Origin of the sequence: Pseudomonas sp., assembly GCF_030690725.1 — a bacterium.
Taxonomy (GTDB): domain Bacteria; phylum Pseudomonadota; class Gammaproteobacteria; order Pseudomonadales; family Pseudomonadaceae; genus Aquipseudomonas.
The window spans coordinates 95187-113693 of sequence record NZ_JAUYGD010000067.1 but is presented as its reverse complement, the minus strand read 5'-3'; the positions used below and the strand labels follow the sequence as shown (position 1 = coordinate 113693).

General features: G+C 60.9%; 22 protein-coding genes. 9 read left to right on the top strand and 13 right to left on the bottom strand.

Going from position 1 to position 18507, the window contains the following annotated elements:
• Positions 1–18: 18 nt before the first annotated feature.
• Together Q8O69_RS17215 and Q8O69_RS17210 are read right to left on the bottom strand one after the other, a co-directional pair.
• Positions 19–843, bottom strand: coding sequence for an alpha/beta fold hydrolase (locus Q8O69_RS17215; RefSeq protein WP_305593474.1), 825 nt, complete (start codon positions 841–843; stop codon positions 19–21).
• Between the two features lie 145 nt (positions 844–988).
• Positions 989–2107, bottom strand: a complete 1119-nt coding sequence (locus Q8O69_RS17210) for an SMP-30/gluconolactonase/LRE family protein (RefSeq protein WP_305593438.1) — start codon at positions 2105–2107, stop codon at positions 989–991.
• 227 nt (positions 2108–2334) lie between these two features.
• Here Q8O69_RS17210 and Q8O69_RS17205 point away from each other — a divergent pair, with 227 nt between their 5' ends.
• Positions 2335–2718, top strand: coding sequence for a helix-turn-helix domain-containing protein (locus tag Q8O69_RS17205; protein ID WP_304864782.1), 384 nt, complete (start codon positions 2335–2337; stop codon positions 2716–2718).
• On the opposite strand, the gene Q8O69_RS17200 is transcribed toward Q8O69_RS17205, so the two are convergent.
• The 3 genes from Q8O69_RS17200 to Q8O69_RS17190 form a co-directional block, all read right to left on the bottom strand.
• Positions 2705–3673, bottom strand: coding sequence for a helix-turn-helix domain-containing protein (locus Q8O69_RS17200; protein WP_305593437.1), 969 nt, complete (start codon positions 3671–3673; stop codon positions 2705–2707). The two genes, Q8O69_RS17205 and Q8O69_RS17200, sit on opposite strands and share 14 nt — an antisense overlap.
• 113 nt (positions 3674–3786) lie before the next feature.
• Positions 3787–4488, bottom strand: a complete 702-nt coding sequence (locus tag Q8O69_RS17195) for an MOSC domain-containing protein (RefSeq protein WP_305593436.1) — start codon at positions 4486–4488, stop codon at positions 3787–3789.
• Entirely contained in the window at positions 4485–5054 is a 570-nt protein-coding gene (locus Q8O69_RS17190) for a MarR family winged helix-turn-helix transcriptional regulator (RefSeq protein WP_305593435.1), read from the bottom strand. Before Q8O69_RS17190 ends, Q8O69_RS17195 begins: the two co-directional genes overlap by 4 nt.
• A 116-nt stretch (positions 5055–5170) precedes the next feature.
• Between Q8O69_RS17190 and Q8O69_RS17185 the strand changes: the two genes are divergently transcribed.
• The 4 genes from Q8O69_RS17185 (at position 5171) to Q8O69_RS17170 (ending at position 6349) form a co-directional block, all read left to right on the top strand.
• The gene (locus Q8O69_RS17185) at positions 5171–5401 is read left to right on the top strand and encodes a thioredoxin family protein (protein WP_305593434.1); all 231 of its coding nucleotides are present in this window, start codon (positions 5171–5173) and stop codon (positions 5399–5401) included.
• Between the two features lie 57 nt (positions 5402–5458).
• On the top strand, positions 5459–5713 hold the full coding sequence (locus Q8O69_RS17180) for a DUF2024 family protein (protein WP_305593433.1): 255 nt from the start codon (positions 5459–5461) through the stop codon (positions 5711–5713).
• Positions 5714–5723: 10 nt separating this feature from the next.
• Complete coding sequence (locus Q8O69_RS17175; protein WP_305593432.1) at positions 5724–6002, top strand: Rho-binding antiterminator; 279 nt, start codon at positions 5724–5726, stop codon at positions 6000–6002.
• A 110-nt stretch (positions 6003–6112) separates the two neighbouring features.
• Positions 6113–6349 carry a cytoplasmic protein gene (locus tag Q8O69_RS17170; protein WP_305593431.1) on the top strand — a complete coding sequence of 79 codons (237 nt, stop codon included), beginning with the start codon at positions 6113–6115 and terminating at the stop codon, positions 6347–6349.
• A 19-nt stretch (positions 6350–6368) separates the two neighbouring features.
• On the opposite strand, the gene Q8O69_RS17165 is transcribed toward Q8O69_RS17170, so the two are convergent.
• The 4 genes from Q8O69_RS17165 to Q8O69_RS17150 form a co-directional block, all read right to left on the bottom strand.
• Positions 6369–6866 carry a hypothetical protein gene (locus Q8O69_RS17165; RefSeq protein ID WP_305593430.1) on the bottom strand — a complete coding sequence of 166 codons (498 nt, stop codon included), beginning with the start codon at positions 6864–6866 and terminating at the stop codon, positions 6369–6371.
• Positions 6867–6931: 65 nt separating this feature from the next.
• Complete coding sequence (locus Q8O69_RS17160; protein WP_305593429.1) at positions 6932–7432, bottom strand: helix-turn-helix domain-containing protein; 501 nt, start codon at positions 7430–7432, stop codon at positions 6932–6934.
• A 5-nt stretch (positions 7433–7437) separates the two neighbouring features.
• Positions 7438–8754, bottom strand: a complete 1317-nt coding sequence (locus Q8O69_RS17155) for a type II toxin-antitoxin system HipA family toxin (RefSeq protein WP_305593428.1) — start codon at positions 8752–8754, stop codon at positions 7438–7440.
• Between the two features lie 236 nt (positions 8755–8990).
• Positions 8991–9905 (bottom strand): LysR family transcriptional regulator, encoded by a 915-nt coding sequence (locus Q8O69_RS17150; RefSeq protein WP_305593427.1) that lies wholly within the window; start codon positions 9903–9905, stop codon positions 8991–8993.
• A gap of 267 nt (positions 9906–10172) precedes the next feature.
• Between Q8O69_RS17150 and Q8O69_RS17145 the strand changes: the two genes are divergently transcribed.
• From Q8O69_RS17145 to Q8O69_RS17130, 4 genes are all read left to right on the top strand, one after another.
• Positions 10173–11666, top strand: coding sequence for an aldehyde dehydrogenase (locus Q8O69_RS17145; protein ID WP_305593426.1), 1494 nt, complete (start codon positions 10173–10175; stop codon positions 11664–11666).
• Between the two features lie 157 nt (positions 11667–11823).
• Positions 11824–13254 carry an APC family permease gene (locus tag Q8O69_RS17140; protein WP_305593425.1) on the top strand — a complete coding sequence of 477 codons (1431 nt, stop codon included), beginning with the start codon at positions 11824–11826 and terminating at the stop codon, positions 13252–13254.
• Between the two features lie 65 nt (positions 13255–13319).
• Positions 13320–14702, top strand: coding sequence for an aspartate aminotransferase family protein (locus tag Q8O69_RS17135; RefSeq protein ID WP_305593424.1), 1383 nt, complete (start codon positions 13320–13322; stop codon positions 14700–14702).
• 131 nt (positions 14703–14833) lie between these two features.
• Positions 14834–16003: a GGDEF domain-containing protein gene (locus Q8O69_RS17130; RefSeq protein ID WP_305593423.1), complete on the top strand. Its 1170-nt coding sequence runs from the start codon at positions 14834–14836 to the stop codon at positions 16001–16003.
• Positions 16004–16043: 40 nt separating this feature from the next.
• Here the strand turns inward: Q8O69_RS17130 and Q8O69_RS17125 are convergent, their stop codons facing one another.
• The 4 genes from Q8O69_RS17125 to moaC all read right to left on the bottom strand — a co-directional run bounded on the left by Q8O69_RS17125 (position 16044) and on the right by moaC (position 18318).
• Positions 16044–16820, bottom strand: coding sequence for an ABC transporter substrate-binding protein (locus tag Q8O69_RS17125; protein ID WP_305593422.1), 777 nt, complete (start codon positions 16818–16820; stop codon positions 16044–16046).
• Between the two features lie 277 nt (positions 16821–17097).
• A complete protein-coding gene (moaE, locus tag Q8O69_RS17120) occupies positions 17098–17556 on the bottom strand; it encodes a molybdopterin synthase catalytic subunit MoaE (RefSeq protein WP_304864816.1) in 459 nt (152 codons plus the stop codon).
• A 46-nt stretch (positions 17557–17602) separates the two neighbouring features.
• Positions 17603–17845 (bottom strand): MoaD/ThiS family protein, encoded by a 243-nt coding sequence (locus Q8O69_RS17115; protein ID WP_160013380.1) that lies wholly within the window; start codon positions 17843–17845, stop codon positions 17603–17605.
• Positions 17842–18318, bottom strand: a complete 477-nt coding sequence (moaC, locus tag Q8O69_RS17110; RefSeq protein ID WP_275960947.1) for a cyclic pyranopterin monophosphate synthase MoaC — start codon at positions 18316–18318, stop codon at positions 17842–17844. The genes Q8O69_RS17115 and moaC overlap by 4 nt, the downstream gene beginning before the upstream one ends.
• Positions 18319–18507 lie beyond the last annotated feature (189 nt).

Genomic DNA, 18507 nt, shown 5'->3' with positions numbered 1-18507 from the left:
TAGGTGTGAACCGGCCGCTTAGCTGCGCAGAAAGGCCAGCATGTCCGCGCCCAGTTGTTCCTTGTGGGTATCGGTGATGCCGTGGGGCGCACCGGGGTAGATCACCAGCTTGGCGTGCGGCACCAACTTGGCCGAGGCTCGCGCAGCGGCATCCACGGGAACGATCTGGTCGTCATCGCCATGCAGGATCAGCGTGGGGATGGAGAACTTCTTCAGGTCTTCAGTGAAATCGGTTGCGGAGAAGGCCTTGATGCAGTCGTAGGCGTTCTTGTGCCCGGCCAGCATGCCCTGCATCCAGAACGCATCGATCACCCCCTGCGAGGGTTTAGCGCCGGGGCGGTTGTAGCCAAAGAACGGGCCACTGGCGACATCCTTGTACAGCTGTGAACGGTCGGCGATTGAAGCGGCGCGGATGCCGTCGAACACCGAGAGTGGCAGGCCGCCCGGATTGGCCTCGGTCTGCAGCATCAGCGGCGGCACAGCCGAGATCAGCCCTGCCTTGGCCACCCGCGCCGTGCCGTGCTTGCCGATATAACGCGCCACCTCACCGCCGCCAGTGGAAAAGCCAAACAGCGCAGCACCGCGTACATCCAGGTGATCAAGCAACTGAGCCAGATCATCGGCGTAGGTGTTCATCTCATTGCCGTTCCAGGGTTGGCTGGAGCGGCCGTGGCCACGCCGGTCGTGGGCGATCACCCGATAACCGTTGCTGGCCAGGAAGAACATCTGCGCCTCCCAGCTATCGGAATTGAGTGGCCAGCCGTGACTGAGGACCACAACCGGGCCTGTGCCCCAGTCCTTGTAATAAATCTCGGTGCCGTCGCGAGTGGTAATAGTGCCCATGGTCTTGCGCTCTCCATTCTCAGGTTGCGGACGGGTTGCTGCGGAGCCACTGCCGCGCATACAACCGCCTAGGGGTAACAACATCGTTGTGGCCAGCACGGCCGAGCCGAACATCAGGCGGCGACGGCCTTTATTCAAAGGTTGCTCAAGGTTGTGCGGCATTGGCGGACTCTCCCTTGGTTGGCGGCTGCGGCAGGCGCACGCGCATCAGGTTCCAGGTGCTCACCCGCTCTTCCCACTCATCGCCCTCGGCAGGCGTCAGCGGCAGGGCCAGGTTGCTGACCACCATCCACTCGCCCTGCACCACACTGCTGGCGGGAAACAGCAGGCCACGCGGCGCACCGTTGCTGGCGATGCCCTGAAAGCCGCCTGCACGTACGCGAATCAAGCCCTGCTCGTCGAGCCCGAGCAGTTGGTCGATCTGATTGGCCAGCAGCCACAACAGGCCGTCGTGAAATAACAAACCGTCGGCCCCCGGCAGGCTCTCTGCCAGCACCTGCACTTCACCGTTCGGCAGGCGCATACGCAGCAAGCGGCCGTCACCGGCGTTATTGATATACAGCTGACTTTCGTCGGCGTTGAAGGCCAGGCCGTTGGCACCGAAGGGCAGAGAACCCGCCGTGGCCAATAGCGGATCGCGCGACAACACTTCTAGCGCGCAGGGCTTGCAACGGGTGACGTTGGCGATGCGATACAGCGCTCCCTGGAAGGAGTCGGAAACGTAGAGGTCACCATTGCCGGCGAACACCAGACCGTTGGGTGCGGGCATGCCGCTGGAGCCGAAGTGGATCTGATCCTGGCTGCCATCCGGGTTGGCGACTGTGCGCGCTGCCAGTGCGGCTGGCTTCAGCTGGGGGAAATCAAGCAGATCCTCGACCGGGGTGTTCGCCCCGAACTCGGTCGGGATACGTTGCAGCTTGCCCGCGCCAAAATTGAGGATGTAAATCTGCCCGTCTGCATAACCCAGACCGGTCAGCGGCGTCGCGGCAAACGCACGTTGCGCCAGCAGCCGGCCGTCCGCCGCATAACGCAACAACTGGTTATTGCGGGTGCTGGCGGGTTGCCGGGCATCGAAGGTGCCGACGTAGATTTCGCCGTTGTGCGGATTAACGGCGAGCCCTTCCGGATAGCGCACACCGGCTGGCAGCTCGACAAACGGCTCGACCTCCAGTAACTGCGGCCCCTGGGCCTCGGCCCATGCACAGGCAGATGCGCCAGCCAAAACCAGACAGAGGATGCCCATACTGCGCTTCGACAGACTCATATAGCCTCCACTCGCGTCGATGATGCTCGAACGCTTCTGGGGGCTCGTCAGGGCGCCGAATGCGGGGCAGCGGGTGGCGAGCGATGGTCGGATGCTGGCGGTATTCAGCAGTAGCCGATACGTAAAATCGGCAAAGCTGCTCAACGCGTACGATTTGCCTGTTTTACGTATCGCCAGCGCGCGGCTCGGCGCAGCCTGGCGCCATCACCCAAGGCCAGGACGCCGCCATGTCACTACGCACCACGCCGCGCCAGCGTGCTCGCCAAGCCACTTACGAAAGCCTGCTAAGCCAGGTGCTGCAGCTGCTACCGATCACTAGCGGCCGTACGCCTCGCCTGGCTGAGTTATGCCGCGCAGTAGGAGTTAGCGAACGCACCCTGCGCAGCGCTTTCGTCGCCACTCTGGGTATGGCTCCGGCGCGTTACTTACGTCTGCGCCGCCTGCATCTGCTACGTGCCGCTTTGGCTGTGACCGACCAGAGCCACGCCAGCGTTGCAGAGGTCGCTCAACGTTTCGGCTACACCGACTGCGGCCGCATGGCGGCGGATTACCACGCGCTATTCGGCGAATACCCTAGCGCTACCTTGCAGCGTGGGGTCAACGGTGACTGATCGACAAAGCCTGTGGCACAGGCCGCCGGCTGCGCAGCGAATGCGACGGCAATTCGCCAAAGTAGCTGCGGTAGAGGCCGGCGAAACGGCCGAAATCCCACACGCCAAAGCGCGCACAGATATCGGTGATGGTCTCCCCCGGCGCCGCGCGCAAAATGGCCCGGCGAATCGCATGCAAGCGGTGCTGCATCAGGTAGCGGTGCGGGCTCATGCCCAGGTAGCGGGTAAACAGGTTGCGCAGCGTGCGCTCCGAGGTGCTGCAGGCCAGACACAGGTCGACCATATGCAACGGAGCATCCGGCATAACGTCCAGCAGCTCCAGGGCCCGCCGCAGAATCTGCTGATGGCTGGGCTGGGCGGCCGGGTTACGCGATGCGGGAGTCACCGGCAGCAGGCTGCGGAACACCAGCGCCATCAGCTCGTTGCGCGCTGCGTTCTCGGCCGCCGGAGCATGCAGCTCCTGCGGTGCGCAATGATCGATACGCAGCAGGCGCAGCGCCAGCCAGACCAGCGGTGCCAAGTCATGCTGGGCTCGGCAGATCAGGTTGCGCGAAAGGATCGACGCGTCGAATTCGTCCTCATGCTGCTGCGCCCAACGCAATACCAGTTCGCAGGACATGGCCACGGTCATCCAGCTCGCCGGCTGACTGGCGTCGATATGGAACATCGTCTCGGGCACCATCCAGCCGATCAGCCGCCGGTCCAGGCGCTGACCACCCAGCACGGTGCACTCGTGGCGGCTCAGCGGCAGGAAGATATTGAAGAAACCCGGCAGGCCAACGCCGCTGTAAACGGTGCCTGCACCCTCACGGCCGAACATCAGGGCCACGCCGTCCAGTTCGACGACGCGCAGACGCCAGTCGCGCTGCTGCCGCGAACGCAGCACGTAATGCCCCTCGACCCCGTACAAAGCCTCTTCGAACTCGTCGAAGTCGGCGCAGATCAGCCGGCTCATATCGCCCCCAGAAAAGCGCCCTACGCCGGTACTGGACAGCCGTAGATCAACGCGCGAATCCAGTGTAGAAGCATTCGCATCTGCTGCACTTACGACCAAAGGATAATGCTGCGTTATTCTGCCGCGTCTTTGCCTTGCAGGCGGGGAGCCCAATCCTCGATCAGGCCTTTTTCCAGGCGCCGTTCCAGGGTGCGCCGCCACGACGGCACCAATGGCAGGGCCAGGCATTCACGCAACAGCTCGCTCTCCACCCGTTTGTCGAACAGCACTGCAGACAAACGCGTCAGCGACCAGTTGGCAAACTGCCGCTGAACCAGTTGCAGGCTGTCGCCGGCGCTGACCACGCCTTCCTCCAGCACCCGGTAGTACCAGCCGGTGCGCCCGGACTGCTGCACTCGCAGGGCCAGTTCGGCCACGCCGAAGCGGTCACTGAGCTTCCAGCACGGCATACGCCCCTGCGACACCTCCAGCAGCGCCGTACCCACGCGAATGCGGTCGCCGAGACAAACGTCATGTTCGGTCCAGCCGCTGCTGCTGAAGTTTTCGCCAAAGGCCCCCGGCTGCGCCAGCAGTGGATGCGCGCCCAATTCGGCGGCCCAGGCGGCGTAATGCTCATACGGATAATGATGAATGGCTTTCTCCACCCCACCATGCACGCGCAGATCGCCCTGTTCATCACCGCCCAGGCCGAGCGGGTTCACCACCAATAGGCCTTGTTGCGGCTGCTTGTCGATGGCGCTGTGCGAACCCGGCCGGCTGAACGGCCGTACGTGACCGGTAAGCAGCGCGTCGAGACGAACACTGGGCAGGCTCATGCGGCGACCTCGAGGGCTTGATGTTCGCGACAGATCAGCGCCGCATCGCTCGGCGCCAGGGGTTCCTGAGTCAAGCCACAGAACGGCAGATCATCGACCTGCTGATGAAAACGACAACTGCGGCACAGACCAAAGCTTGGCACATCCGCGCTGCGCTGCACCTCGCAGAGCAGCTCACCCAGCAGCGCCTGCAGCTGTACGCCGCGCTCAGCCATGCGCGCCTCTCCTTCGGCGAGAAAAGCCGGCGGCAGCAACGCTTGCAATAGCTCTCGGGCGGTATCGGTCAGCTGCAGGTGAACGCTGCGTTTATCGCGCGCATCCTGAACTTTGACGATCAACGCCTTGGCTTCCAGCGCCTTGAGCGACTGCGACACCGTGCCCTTGGTCAGGCCCAGGTAGTCGGTCACCCCCAGCGGCGTATTGGAGTAGTGGTTGCAGCGCGCCAGGTACATCAGCGCGCTCAACTGGATGGGTTGCAACTCGGCCAGCAGCGGGTGCTGGCGGAACCAGATGCGGCTGAGGCTGGAGAGCCGTTCAAGCAGATCGAAAAGGGTTGTGCCGGTCATATATCACTCCTGTCGACACATAGTATCGATCAAAAACCATATTGACAAAGGCAAGATCAAGCGTAATCTTTGCGCAAGTATCGAATCGATACCAAATTGACTTAAGGAGACTCGTAATGACCAACGCACGCTTCTATCACGCCGGCTGCCCTGTCTGTATTTCGGCCGAACAGACCCTGCTCAACCTGCTGGACCCAGCGCTGAAGGTCGAGGTGGTTCACCTTGGCGAACAACCACAGCGCGTCACCGAGGCCGAGCTGGCCGGGGTCAAGTCGGTGCCTGCATTTGTCTACGAAGGCCAGGTGCTGCACCTGAACTTCGGCGCTTCCATCGACGACTTGAAGTAAGGAGCCTCGCGCATTCTCACCCTTTGCGCTGCCGGCTACCTGGAAGGAGGATCAGTGATGAACGTAAATGTATTCGACACCCATGTGCGCACCCGCGACGGCCGTTATCTGCACTTCGATGTACTGATCGAAGGTAACGACCAGGCTCGCGCCACCCAGTACGCCCGTGACTGGATGAGTGAGCGCGGCGTGCAGGATGCCGACATCGAACAGAGCCGCTGCCAGTTCTGCCACAGCGAACCGGCCCACCCCGAAATCGCCGCTGCCGTCACCGGGCAGGGCTACTACATCATCCCGCTGCAAGGCTGCTAGGAGACCCACCATGAACGCGTATCAGCCCCTGAACTGCGATTTGCACGACTACCTGGAGATCGCCTGTATGCACCGTTACGGCCTGCAGATCGAAATGATCGACGGGCAGAGCTTCGCAGCCAGGGCGCTGACCACGCGCACGGCACCGAGCAAGGAAGAGTTTCTTGTGCTGCAGAACGACAACGGCCAGTTCGAGGTGCGCCTCGACCACTTGCTGGCCATCACCCCGCTCGATCCCAATGCCAGTTTCGGCCGTATCGAACTGGCGGGAAGTTACTGCGCATTCTGAATCCTGGGCTGCTGGCCGAAGCTTGCCAGCAGCCTCAGTTATCGCCACCGAGCATTTATCACCGAGTAGCGCTGCAGCACAGAGCAACACTCCGCTATTGAGAACGCAGGATGAACAGATACCGACTTGTGGTGCGTAGAGGCGCCAGGTTGCTGGGACATTTCGACTCCGCCGCCCCCTGGGCGCAGGAGGCCGTGCAGGAAATGGCGCAGTGTCTCGCCAACGCCGGTTACGACCTTGAACTCCTAATCGCCGATAGCGAGCGCCGCCTGCTGGACAGCGGCCCGGACGGGATTCGAATACTGAGTAGCGAACCGATCTTCAAGGCGAAAACCTTGCACGGTTAACGCTAAACAAGCCCCACACCTATGCGCGGGCGCCCGGGGTGCCGCGCGCGTTCTTCTTCTGCAGGATCATCGAGGCTTCGTTGTAGGCATGCTGGAAGGCATCGCTGCCGATCCACTCAACTGCCGTGTCTTCGTCTTCATCGTGGAAGATCCCGCGATAGACGATCAGCAGCCCCATCATAAAGTCCGTGGCAGCATCTTCCGCTTCCTCCGCGACTACCAACTCCAACACCGGGTATTGCAGGAATATCAGGCACATCGCCAACAGACTGATGCCTTCGCCGACCTTCATCGCTTGGAACAGATCGTCGAAGTGCGCCGGGTCGAAACCGTGCTCTTCGATGTCTTTGAAATCGAAGGTGCTCAGGTCGATTTCGACATCATCGAACGGCTCGTTGATCAGCGGATTGGCCAGCAGCGGATGCACCACATGAGCTTTGGCCTTGCCCGAACGGTTCTGCTTGGCCTTGGCTTTGGCCCGCTGGGCGCGTTTTTGCTGTTTATCTGGGGAAGCCATGGAGGCGCGGTCCTTGTTCGAGGCAGCCATAGGGATGGCGCGGGATAGTCTGGCGCATAGTGTATTCAGTCTTGGCCGGAATCGTCGGCCCCAGGGATCTCTTTTTGGGCGACTTTGTGCGACTTGCCAGAGGCAGGTCTGCTCCCAGCCGTCCCTTTAGGCTTTGCCCCCCTTGAGATGACATGGGTGACCTTGCGGCTTGAATCATCAGACTTAACGACTGCAGGTACGCCATTGCGTTTAACCGCAGTAACACGCCTTGTGTTTGAGGGCAGCGCAGCCGCCAACGATGGTCTTTTGCTGGGTGCAATGGCCATCATCAGCCCCATCCGCAGGCCAAATTTGCGCAATATTGAATCGACGGTGCTCAAGGTCGGATTGCCTTTGTCCGTTTCCAGCTGGTACAGCGCTCTGGTGGACATGCCACACATTTGGGCAAAGGTTTCCTGATCAAAACCTGTGACCTCCAAACGGAGCCTACGGATAGCCATGCCCAGGGTTAATTCACCATTCGTGTGTAGCTGAATGATCTCGTCGATCAGTTGCTTACGCTGTGCTCCGGTCATGGTCCTCATCGCAGCTCCCAATATCCAAGGTGCCTATCCAGATCGTTCACTGGCAGCGCATTGGATTGGCGGATATCCAGCGGCATACCTACGAGTAAATCCGGCAGCGCTCTGAATGCTTTGGCGGCATCACGGATACGCTCGTACAGATCATCTGGGGCATACCACTGCGGGAAGCAGGCACAAATATCACGCCACTTCGGGCTGCCTTTCTTTTCGGCCTGCCATTTCGTTGCCCTTGTTACCCCATCTGCATCCAGAACCATCGGGGCCAGGTCATAGATCGGGGCCAAATCAAACCTTCCCCTGTAGCGGAAAATGGATGTGTTGCGACCGTGGTTGTCACTGTTGCCAAGGATTCGGTTAAGCAGGTCTCGGCGGATGTACTCAAAGATCAGCTCTGGCACCTCATCGTTTTGCCCGCTTATGCACCACAACTCAATCAGCTTCGACAGCACAGCTTCATGCTTGAGCCTCGATCCAGGCTCTGTGTTACCCAGTAAGGAGTAGACCGATTCAACCGCGATCCGCTCGACGCTCTCGCCATCCACGATACGGTCAAACCGTGGCATCCAAAGGCTGGGCTTTTCGGCTTCTTCCAAGCTCAACCCATTAGTCGAAACGGTATTCAGGCCTAGGCTCGACACCGCTTTGTAGTACTGATATTCGGCGCGAAGAATGTTCTTGTCGTTCTCAGTCACCTTGTTCCGGGCGAACTTAACTAGCCAGTGTGCTTGCACGAACGAGTCATCGAGCATGGCATCCGCATAAAACTGTCCGTCACGACTCTCTGCCAGCAATAGCTTTGGGGCTTCACCTTGCGCACCTGTCGCGCCGCCTAGGGCAGCGCCAGCCTCGTAGGCGTACTCAAGGAAATCATTGGTGCGCTCAATAACTTCCTGGCGAGCAAATGCTTCGGCACCCGAGTCCTCAAGGGCCTCAACAGACTCTTTCACACGCAGATTGCCGATAGGCGATGGGGTGCATCTGCCCAACAAGAACAGATCAATATCCATTCCATCGGGCTTTTCATCATTAAAACGCTTGAGCAGCGACTGCTTTGCATGACCAGCCGGAATGATGTCGTAAACGAAGGCAGGAAAGCCTTTGCTATCGTCAGAAGCCCAGTTGACTGGCAAGTTAACGCTGACGGCATATTCGAAGATGTTTTCTGTCACATCGTAAAAGGTGGACAGATATTTCGTGCTGTACGAAGCCGTACTGCGCGTACCCGCAAGCTGTTGCGCATCCGCAAAACTCAAATCGAGAGCGTCGTGCCATTGGCCGTTTACGTAGGTTTGTATGGTCAGCGCGTCGTACATGGCAGCACCATAAACCGGCATTAAGATGCTGATTATCTTGGATCACCATCAATTAATCAGCAATATAAATCTTTAAATAAGGTAAAGCCTGATACTAATCGGCACTTTAATACCGACGAATGCTTATTTAATGGGGCTGTAGCGATAGCTTATCCGCATGGGCCTTGGCATCCCCCGTGGGGCGAAAGCAGCCCATGGTGAATTATTGCTTCTGGCCGCCCCCTTCCCGCGATCCACTATTTCGCCACGCTCCCCGCCAATTGTTCCTTACAGAACTCAACAAACAACTGCGCCGGCTTGGTCAGCGGTGCACGCTTGAGCCAGGCGGCGGCTAGGCCGGAGCTGGCTACCGGTTCGCTGATATCCACGGTCACCACCTTCTTGCCGTCGTAAGTGCATTCCGAGTGCGGGCGGGTCACCAGCAGGGAGAAGCCGAAGCCCTGGCCGACCATGCCGCGCACCATTTCAATGGACGGCGAGCTGAAGACGATATTGGGCGCAAGGCCCAGCTCCTCGAACAGGCTGACGAAGTAGGTGCGACTCGGTTGCACGTCGAGCAGGATCATCGGCTCCAGGCAGAGGTCGCGCAGTGACACCTGGGCCTGACCGGTAAAGCGGTGGCCTTCGGGCAGCAGGGCGTAAGGTTTTTGTGGGGTCATGAGCGGTTCGCTGACGATGGTCGCATCGAGGTCATGGTCGTAGAGGATGGCCAGGTCGAAGCGCCCGGCGGTCAGGCCCTGAATCAGCTCCTGCTGCTCACCGTCGCGGATGCGGATTTCCACGCCTGGATAGAGCGCATTAAAGCCGGCAATCAGTCGCGGCAGATACAGCGGCGCCACGGTCTCGAAGCAGCCGATATCGATCTGCCCGGCCACCACGTCGTTATCGGCCAGGGCGTTCTGCTCGAACTCGCGGGCCATGCGGATCAGCTCTTGAGCCTTCTTGTAGAAACGCGCGCCGCCGGGGGTCAGGGAAACGCCCTGGGCGTGATGGCGGATAAACAGTTGCAAGCCGAAGCTCTCTTCCAGGCCCTTGATCGCCGTGGAAATCGATGGCTGGGCGATATACAGCTTGCGCGAGGCCTCGGCGACGCTGCCGCACTCCACGGTGGTGACGAAATACTTGAGCTGACGCAGGGTATAGGCGGCCATGCGGTACCTCCTTAATAGCGGCTTCCTGGCCGTCTTGTACTGATTTTATGCAGCCAACATACCCCAGGCCCGGCACTGGGGCTGCCCAGTTTTTTAATAGCCTGCGAGTATAAATTTACTAATTTTCCTTCTGCCCGACCTGCGCCACCATCACCCTCAACAACCACAAGAAGCCGTTCACGGCATCAGGCATGCCGCTCACGGCACCCGACCAGCCGTTTACGGCCCCGGTATGCCGCTAGCGGCCCAGGAATGAGGATAAAGGCGATGTTGGACCATAGCGATTGGCAGAAGCGCGCCGCCGCGCAAGGCTTTATCACCCAGGCCCTGATCGATGGCCAGTTGCGCCCAGCGCAGAGCGGCGCGACCTTCGCGTCGATCAATCCGGCCACCCACCAGTTGCTGGCCCATGTAGCCGCCTGTGATGCAGCCGATGTCGATGCCGCCGTGGCCAGCGCCCGCCAGGCTTTCGAGCACGGCCTCTGGGCGCGCATGGCACCGCGCGAGCGCAAGCAGGTATTGCTGCGTTTGGCCGAGCTGATCCTGACCAACCGCGAGGAGCTGGCGCTGCTCGACTCGCTGAATATGGGCAAGCCGGTGATGGATGCCTACACCATCGACGTACCCGGCGCCGCCCAGGTTTTCAGCTGGTACGCCGAAGCCCTGGACAAGCGCTATGACGAAGTAGCGCCGACCGCCAGCGACGTCCTGGCCACCATCACCCGCGAGCCGTTAGGCGTGATCGGCGCTGTGGTGCCGTGGAACTTCCCCCTGGACCTGGCCGCCTGGAAGCTCGCGCCGGCCCTGGCTGTGGGCAACTCAGTGGTATTGAAGCCGGCCGAGCAATCGCCCTTCTCCGCCCTGCGCCTGGCTCAGCTGGCCCTGGAAGCTGGCGTGCCGGCCGGGGTGCTGAACGTGCTGCCAGGCCTGGGCGAAACGGCCGGCAAGGCCCTGGGCCTGCATATGGATGTGGACTGCCTGGCCTTTACCGGCTCCACCGAGGTGGGCAAATACTTTATGGCCTACGCGGCGCAGTCCAACCTCAAGCAGGTATGGCTGGAATGCGGCGGCAAGAGCGCCAACCTGGTATTCGCCGACTGCCAGGATCTCGACCTGGCCGCGGAAAAAGCTGCCTTCGCCATATTCTTCAACCAGGGCGAAGTCTGCTCGGCCAACTCGCGCCTGCTGGTGCAGCGCGAGATTCACGATGAATTTGTCCAACGTCTGATCGCCAAGGCCCAACAGTGGCAACCGGGCGACCCACTCAACCCGACCAGCCGCGCCGGCGCCATCGTCGATGCGCGCCAGGCCGAGCGCATCATGGGCTTTATCGACCGGGCGCAGAGCCAGGGCGCCACGCTGGCCTGTGGTGGCCAGCGCCTGAGTTTCAATGGCTCGGATAGTTTTATCCAGCCGACCATCTTCACCCACGTCAGCCCGACGATGCAGCTGGCCCGCGAAGAAGTATTCGGCCCGGTGCTGGCGGTTATCCCCTTTGACAGCGAGGACGAGGCCGTGCGCCTGGCCAACGAAAGCCAGTACGGCCTGGCCGCCTCGCTGTGGACCGACAACCTGCACCGCGCTCACCGCGTGGCCAAACGCCTGCGCGCCGGCACTGTGTCGGTAAATACCGTGGATGCCCTGGATGTCTGCGTGCCGTTCGGCGGTTGCAAGCAATCAGGCTTTGGCCGCGACCTGTCACTGCATGCCTTCGACAAGTACAGCCTGATGAAGACCACCTGGTTCCAGCTGCGCAGCTAATGCGCAGCCGGTAACGGCTGCCCTCAGAACACCCCAGACAACTGCGCTGCTTGTAAGGCGCAATGGACAGCTGCGCCCGCAAAAGCGCAGCAGATAACTGCGGCCCCTGCCGCGTGTGGCTCACCTGACACAACAACAAGATTGCAGGAGAACTCCCATGCACGACCCCAATATCAGCCTTGCGGCTCCCGTTGGCCTGGCTCAAGCAAGCGCAGCCGCGCGCACTCGCAAACCCAGCCTGGGCCTGACCGCCCTGCTCGCCGTGGCCATCGGCCTGGTGGTGTCACAGGGCGTGATGGTGTTGATGCTGCAAGGCGCGGGCATCGCCGGCCTGGGCTTTCTGATCCCCCTGGCGCTGGCCTTCCTCCTGGCCCTGAGCTATGTGCTGTCGTTCGCCGAACTGGCGTTGATGATCCCCCGCGCCGGCAGCCTGAGCAGCTACACCGAGGTGGCCCTGGGGCATTTTCCGGCGATTCTGGCGACCTTCTCCGGTTATGTGGTGGTGGCGATGTTCGCCCTATCGGCGGAGTTGCTGCTGCTTGATCTGATCATCAACGAGGTCTACCCCGGTGCCTTCCCGAGCATGCTGATCGCCTATGGCGTGCTGGTGGTGTTTACCTTGCTCAACCTGCTGGGCATCGACATCTTCGCGCGCCTGCAATCGGCCCTGGCGCTGATCATGGTGGTCGTGCTGCTGGCCCTGGGCCTGGCGGCGGTGACCGGCAGCGGCAGCGAGCCGGCGCTGAGCACGGCCATTACCAGCGACTGGAACCCCATGGGCGCCAGCGTGATGACCCTGGTGGCGCTGGCCATCTGGGGCTTTGTAGGCGCCGAGTTCGTCTGCCCGCTGGTGGAAGAGTCGCGCAATCCAAAGCGCACTATTCCCTGGTCGATGATCCTCGGCGTGACGGTAATCTTTATCACCATCGCCCTCTACTGCGTCGGTGCGCTGCTCTATGTGCCGCAGGATGAACTGGCCGGTTCGGCTCTGCCGCACTACCTGTTCGCCACCGCGCTGTTCGGCGAAACCGGGAAAATCTTCCTGGTAGTCGCTGCCATCACCGCCACCTGCAGCACAGTCAACACCTCGCTGGCGGCCATCCCGCGCATGCTCTACGGCATGGCGGTCAACGGCCAGGCCTTCCCGCAGTTCAAAATGCTCAGCAAGAAGTACCAGGCGCCCTGGGTCGCCGTGCTGTTCGTGGCCGCCATTACCGGCCTGCCAGTGGTGTTTATGGGCGACGACCCGGCGGCCATTGGCCTGTTGCTGCTGGCTGCGGCGGTGGCCTGGCTGCTGGCTTACATCATCTGCCACCTGGATGTGATCGCCCTGCGCCGCCGCTATCCTGATCTGGCCCGCCCGTTCAAGACGCCCTTCTACCCGCTGCCGCAGATCCTCGGCATCGCCGGTATGCTGGTATCGATCTACTACGTGTCGCCCACCCCGGAGATGACCGCCTCGATCTTCTACAGCGCCGGTGCGGTGCTCGGCCTGGTATCGGTGATCGCCGTACTGTGGATCAAACTGGTGATGCGCAAACCCCTGTTCACCCCGGAGCCCATCGACAAGGTGCTGGCACGCAAATGAAGTCCCGCCGGGGGCGTGCCTCCGGCTTACTCGAACACCACAGGTAATCACCGAGGTTGCTGAAAATGACAGTCCCAAACACCCCCAACCGCCAGACTCAGGACTACCAGGCGCTGGATGCCGCCCACCATATCCACGCCTTTCTTGACCAGAAAGCGCTGAATGCCGAAGGGCCACGCGTGATGGTGCGCGGCGAGGGCCTGTACCTCTGGGATAACGACGGCAAGCGCTACCTCGACGGCATGTCCGGGCTCTGGTGCACCAACCTCGGCTACGGCCGCAAGGACCTGGTCGCCGCCGCGAGCAAGCAGATGGAGCAGCTGTCGTACTACAACATGTTCTTCCACACCACTCACCCGGCCGTGGTCGAGCTGTCGGAAACCCTGTTCAGCCTGCTGCCCGCCCATTACAGCCACGCCATCTACACCAACTCCGGCTCCGAGGCCAACGAGGTGCTGATCCGCACCGTGCGCCGCTACTGGCAGATTCTCGGCAAGCCCGAGAAGAAGGTGATGATCGGCCGCTGGAACGGCTACCACGGTTCCACCCTGGCCAGCACCGCCCTGGGCGGGATGAAATTTATGCATGAGATGGGCGGCATGCTGCCGGATATCGAGCACATCGACGAACCCTACTGGTACGCCAACGGCGGTGAGCTGACCCCGGCCGAATTCGGCCGCCGCTGTGCCCTGCAGCTGGAGGAGAAGATTCTCGAACTGGGCGCGGAAAACGTCGCCGGCTTTATTGCCGAACCCTTCCAGGGTGCCGGCGGCATGATCTTCCCGCCGGAAAGCTATTGGCCGGAAATCCAGCGCATCTGCCGCCAGTACGGCGTGCTGCTGTGCGCCGACGAAGTGATCGGTGGCTTCGGCCGTACCGGCGAATGGTTTGCCCACCAGCACTTCGGCTTCCAGCCGGACACCCTGTCCATCGCCAAGGGCCTGACCTCGGGCTATGTGCCCATGGGCGGCCTGGTGCTCTCCAAGCGCATCGCCGAGACGCTGGTGGAACAAGGCGGCGTATTCGCCCACGGCCTGACCTATTCCGGCCACCCGGTTGCAGCCGCCGTGGCCCTGGCCAATATCAAGGCGCTGCGCGATGAAGGCGTGGTCAATCAGGTCAAGGACGACACCGGCCCTTATTTGCAGCAATGCCTGCGTGAGGTGTTCGGCAACCACCCGTTGGTCGGTGATATCCAGGGCACCGGCCTGGTCGCCGCCCTGCAGTTTGCCGAGGACAAAACCAGCCGCAAGCGCTTCGCCAATGAAGGCGACATAGCCTGGCGCTGCCGCACCATCGGCTTCGAGGAAGGCGTGATTATCCGCTCCACCCAGGGACGCATGATCATGGCGCCGGCCCTGGTGGCTGGGCGCACTGAGCTGGACGAATTGGTGGCCAAAACCAAACTCGCAGTGGATCGCACGGCGATGGAGTTGGGCCTGCTGTAAAGCCTGTTCTAGTGTGCCCACAGCCTGCCGGGATAACTCAGTCGCCCGGCAGGCTGAACTTGTGTAACGTCTATCAACAAGGCTCGAACTCTCTGGGCCCTGCACTGATACCGTTAAAGGAGTTATGGGCATTGCGTGCTTGGCGTATTAACTGGCAAACCATTGCTGAAAAGAACCGAGCCTTTGCGCCACAGTTGCTTGAGCAAAACATACGGCGCCTGCGGCTTGCTGCGCCCTGGATTCCACCCCTCAACCTGATGCACATCTGGCTGTTCTGGCAACGACAGCCCGAGTCCGCCAATGAAGCCTTATGGCGGCAGGGCATTCTCGCCGCGCACACCGGCATGTTGGTGTTCTTCGGGGCGCTGGCGTTAGCGGCTTGGTATTTAGCCTCCCGGCCAGAGTTAGTTCGCTTACGCCAGATCAGCGTCAACGTGGCGGTACTCGGCACGCTGTGCTTCGCCGCTCTGATTAGCGCTATCGATCAATTAGTCACCAGCAATATCACCCCGCTACTGGTGGGGTGTAGCTTGACGGCGCTGGTTTTTTTGCACCGCCCACTTTCCGCCCTTTGGCTGTTTAGCCTGACCCTGGCGCTGTTTCTGTTTGGCATCCAACAAACCCAGAGCACCCCAGCGGTCTTGTTGAGCAATCAAGTCAATGGTCTATCCAGTTGCTCCATTGGCCTGCTGTTGGCGTGGTTGCAGTGGAGCAACTTCGTACAGATCAACACCCAGAAACAGCGGCTGCAAGACCAGGCACAGCTGCTTGAAGAGCAGAACCACAAACTCAGCTACCTTGCCGAACATGACCCACTGAGCGGCCTGCTCAATCGCCGCGCGTTTAATGGCATCGTCGAGCGTGAATTGCTGCGTTGTCAGCGCACGCAACAGCCATTGTGCTTGCTGCTGCTCGATCTCGATCATTTCAAGACCGTCAACGACCGCTTCGGTCATCCACTGGGCGATGTCGTTATCAAGCGCATCGCTGCGCTACTTTCCAGCCAGGTACGAGGCCTCGACAGCCTGGCACGTCTGGGTGGTGAGGAGTTCATGTTATTGCTGGTGAACTGCGACCGCGAGCAGGGGCTGCAGATCGCCGAGAAGCTGCGCCAGCTGGTGGAGACGCAGTTACAGGAGGTGGACGGTAAAGACGTTGCCGTCACCGTAAGCATCGGCATGAGCTATCTGGACGCAGGCCAGTCAGGCACTTACGACAGCCTCTATGTGGCCAGTGACCGCGCGCTGTACAGCGCCAAGCAAGATGGCCGTAATCGCGTGAAGGTGGCTGCGCCTAGCTAGAAAACCGCGCCAGCGCGCGGTTTTCTCATTGCCGGACGGCTCAGTCGCCGTAGATATCGAAGGTGAAGTACTTGGCCTGAATCTTCTGGTACTCACCGCTGGCGCGAATCGCCTGGATAGCGTCGTTGAGCTTGCCCAGCAGTTGCGCATCGCCCTTGCGCACGGCGATGCCGGCGCCTTCACCGAAGTATTTCGGGTCGGTAAAGGCCGGGCCGACGAAGGCGAAGCCCTTGCCGTTATCGGTTTTCAGAAAGCCTTCATCCACCGGAATGGCGTCGGCCAGGGTGCCGTCCAGACGCGCGGAAATCATGTCCAGGTAGATTTCGTTCTGCGAGCTGTAACGCACCACTTCAACCCCTTGCGCGGCCAGCACTTCGCTGGCGAAGCGGTCGGTGGTGCTCGAACGCTGCACGCCGATGCGCTTGCCCTTGAGGTTGCTGAAATCGGCGGCAACCTCGCTACCGGCCTTCATCACCAGACGCGCCGGGCTGTAGTAGTACTTGCCGGTGAAATCCACCGACTTGCGCCGCTCATCAGTGATGGTCATGGACGACAGAATGGCGTCGACCTTCTTCACCTTGAGCGAGGGAATCAGGCCATCGAACTCCTGCTCGACCCATTGGCACTCGGTCTTCATCTCGGCGCACAGGGCATTGCCGATATCCACGTCAAAACCGGCGATCTGCCCGCTGGCCTCTTTATAGGCAAAGGGTGGATAGGCGGCCTCAATACCCAGACGCAAGGGTTTGTCTGCGGCGAACAGACTGGAGGCGATCAGACTCAGGGCGATGCCGCCCGCCAGGACGATTTTCTTCATGCTGTGGATTCCTGCTGAGGGATGGACAGGCCCACGCCACCTGGCATTGCTGCGCAGGAAGAGCGGACAACGACGGTTGCTGCAAGACAGAAGAAAGGCGCGTCAGGTGTACACCTGAGCGAAAAGCGATGGCTGGGTAGCACGCGTGGACGGGTCATATGCCAGTCTCGATTTATACTTTAAATTCCATACTGGACTTATATGTACAAACCGTCAACCGGGCAACAGTCATCGCTGCGACTGAACGATCAGCGCAGGCGACATGTAGAAAACGTGCTTAAGGTTGCTGTTTCCAGCGCTCAGCCGCAGCCTGATCTGAGCAACGCCCTTCAACCCAGCGCGGGCCTTCGGCGGTGTCTTCCTTCTTCCAGAACGGCGCGCGGGTTTTCAGGTAGTCCATCACGAAGTTGCAGGCATCGAAGGCTGCCTGACGGTGGGCGCTGGTGGTGCCGACAAACACAATCGGCTCGCCCGGTTCCAGGCGGCCGATACGGTGGATGATCTCGATCCCCAGCAACGGCCAGCGCTGGGCGGCTTCCTCGGCAATCTTGCCCAGGGCCTTTTCGGTCATGCCGGGGAAGTGTTCGAGAAACATGCCGCCAACTTCGCGGCCTTCATTAAAGTCGCGCACATAGCCGACAAAGCTGACCACCGCGCCAATACCCAGGTTGGCGGCGTGCAGGGCGTTGAGCTCAACGCCCGGATCGAAGGGTTGCGACTGGACGCGGATGCTCATGCAAATGCTCTCTGTGGGAGGGGCTTTAGCCGCGACGACAACATGCTCAACCGCCGGTCACAGTGGGGAAAAACGCCACTTCGTCGCCAGCTGCCAGCGGCTCATCCAGGCTGCACAGTTCCTGATTGCGCGCGCACATCAGGTTCTGCTCGGCCAGCACATCCCACACGCCGCCGCGACTCAGCAGGTGCTGGCGCAACTGATCAAGGCTGGCGAACTCGCCGCTAAGCTGCTCGCCATCCAGACCCAGGGCTTCGCGATAACGGGCGAAATACTGCACGCGGATCATGCTTCGTCCTCGGCCTTGAAGTGCCCACTTTTCCCGCCGACTTTCTCCAGCAGACGCACACTTTCAATCACCATGCCGCGATCCACCGCCTTGCACATGTCATAGATGGTCAGCGCGGCGACGCTGGCGGCGGTCAGGGCTTCCATCTCCACGCCAGTCTGCCCAGTCAGCTTGCAGCGCGCGGTGATGCGCACGGCATCCGCCCCTTCAGGCGTCAGCTCAACCTTGACGCTGGTGAGCATCAGCGGGTGGCACAGCGGAATCAGGTCGCTGGTTTTCTTCGCTGCCTGAATGCCGGCGATACGTGCCACGGCGAACACATCGCCCTTGGGGTGATCGCCCTGGGCAATCATCTGCAGGGTTTCTGGGCGCATGCGCACCAAGGCTTCAGCCACGGCTTCACGGACGGTCTGAGCTTTGTCGCTGACGTCGACCATATTGGCGCGGCCTTGGGAATCGAGATGGGTTAACACGGACAGGCTCCAGGCAAGTGTCCGGCGATTGTAAACCCAGGGGTCAGGTTTCGGCACCTGTGAATGCCAGGGGATTCAGACGGGAGGTTATGCACCAGCACGTAGGATGGGGCGGGCCGCGTAGGTGACAACCCATCGCTGCGATTGCGGGGTTATCACCCATCCTACGGTTTGTAGTGATCCCCGGAT

What these genes read in the sequence shown, in the direction of transcription:
- Q8O69_RS17145 (WP_305593426.1), top strand. Translation starts at nt 10,173, where the DNA reads ATGTTGGACCATAGCGATTGGCAGAAGCGCGCCGCCGCGCAAGGCTTT.
- Q8O69_RS17210 (WP_305593438.1), bottom strand. Translation starts at nt 2,107, where the DNA reads ATGAGTCTGTCGAAGCGCAGTATGGGCATCCTCTGTCTGGTTTTGGCT.
- Q8O69_RS17175 (WP_305593432.1), top strand. Translation starts at nt 5,724, where the DNA reads ATGAACGCGTATCAGCCCCTGAACTGCGATTTGCACGACTACCTGGAG.
- Q8O69_RS17160 (WP_305593429.1), bottom strand. Translation starts at nt 7,432, where the DNA reads ATGACCGGAGCACAGCGTAAGCAACTGATCGACGAGATCATTCAGCTA.
- Q8O69_RS17215 (WP_305593474.1), bottom strand. Translation starts at nt 843, where the DNA reads ATGGGCACTATTACCACTCGCGACGGCACCGAGATTTATTACAAGGAC.
- Q8O69_RS17190 (WP_305593435.1), bottom strand. Translation starts at nt 5,054, where the DNA reads ATGACCGGCACAACCCTTTTCGATCTGCTTGAACGGCTCTCCAGCCTC.
- Q8O69_RS17195 (WP_305593436.1), bottom strand. Translation starts at nt 4,488, where the DNA reads ATGAGCCTGCCCAGTGTTCGTCTCGACGCGCTGCTTACCGGTCACGTA.
- Q8O69_RS17150 (WP_305593427.1), bottom strand. Translation starts at nt 9,905, where the DNA reads ATGGCCGCCTATACCCTGCGTCAGCTCAAGTATTTCGTCACCACCGTG.
- Q8O69_RS17200 (WP_305593437.1), bottom strand. Translation starts at nt 3,673, where the DNA reads ATGAGCCGGCTGATCTGCGCCGACTTCGACGAGTTCGAAGAGGCTTTG.
- Q8O69_RS17185 (WP_305593434.1), top strand. Translation starts at nt 5,171, where the DNA reads ATGACCAACGCACGCTTCTATCACGCCGGCTGCCCTGTCTGTATTTCG.
- Q8O69_RS17165 (WP_305593430.1), bottom strand. Translation starts at nt 6,866, where the DNA reads ATGGCTTCCCCAGATAAACAGCAAAAACGCGCCCAGCGGGCCAAAGCC.
- Q8O69_RS17140 (WP_305593425.1), top strand. Translation starts at nt 11,824, where the DNA reads ATGCACGACCCCAATATCAGCCTTGCGGCTCCCGTTGGCCTGGCTCAA.
- Q8O69_RS17115 (WP_160013380.1), bottom strand. Translation starts at nt 17,845, where the DNA reads ATGATCCGCGTGCAGTATTTCGCCCGTTATCGCGAAGCCCTGGGTCTG.
- Q8O69_RS17180 (WP_305593433.1), top strand. Translation starts at nt 5,459, where the DNA reads ATGAACGTAAATGTATTCGACACCCATGTGCGCACCCGCGACGGCCGT.
- moaE (WP_304864816.1), bottom strand. Translation starts at nt 17,556, where the DNA reads ATGAGCATCCGCGTCCAGTCGCAACCCTTCGATCCGGGCGTTGAGCTC.
- Q8O69_RS17170 (WP_305593431.1), top strand. Translation starts at nt 6,113, where the DNA reads ATGAACAGATACCGACTTGTGGTGCGTAGAGGCGCCAGGTTGCTGGGA.
- Q8O69_RS17205 (WP_304864782.1), top strand. Translation starts at nt 2,335, where the DNA reads ATGTCACTACGCACCACGCCGCGCCAGCGTGCTCGCCAAGCCACTTAC.
- Q8O69_RS17155 (WP_305593428.1), bottom strand. Translation starts at nt 8,754, where the DNA reads ATGTACGACGCGCTGACCATACAAACCTACGTAAACGGCCAATGGCAC.
- Q8O69_RS17125 (WP_305593422.1), bottom strand. Translation starts at nt 16,820, where the DNA reads ATGAAGAAAATCGTCCTGGCGGGCGGCATCGCCCTGAGTCTGATCGCC.
- Q8O69_RS17135 (WP_305593424.1), top strand. Translation starts at nt 13,320, where the DNA reads ATGACAGTCCCAAACACCCCCAACCGCCAGACTCAGGACTACCAGGCG.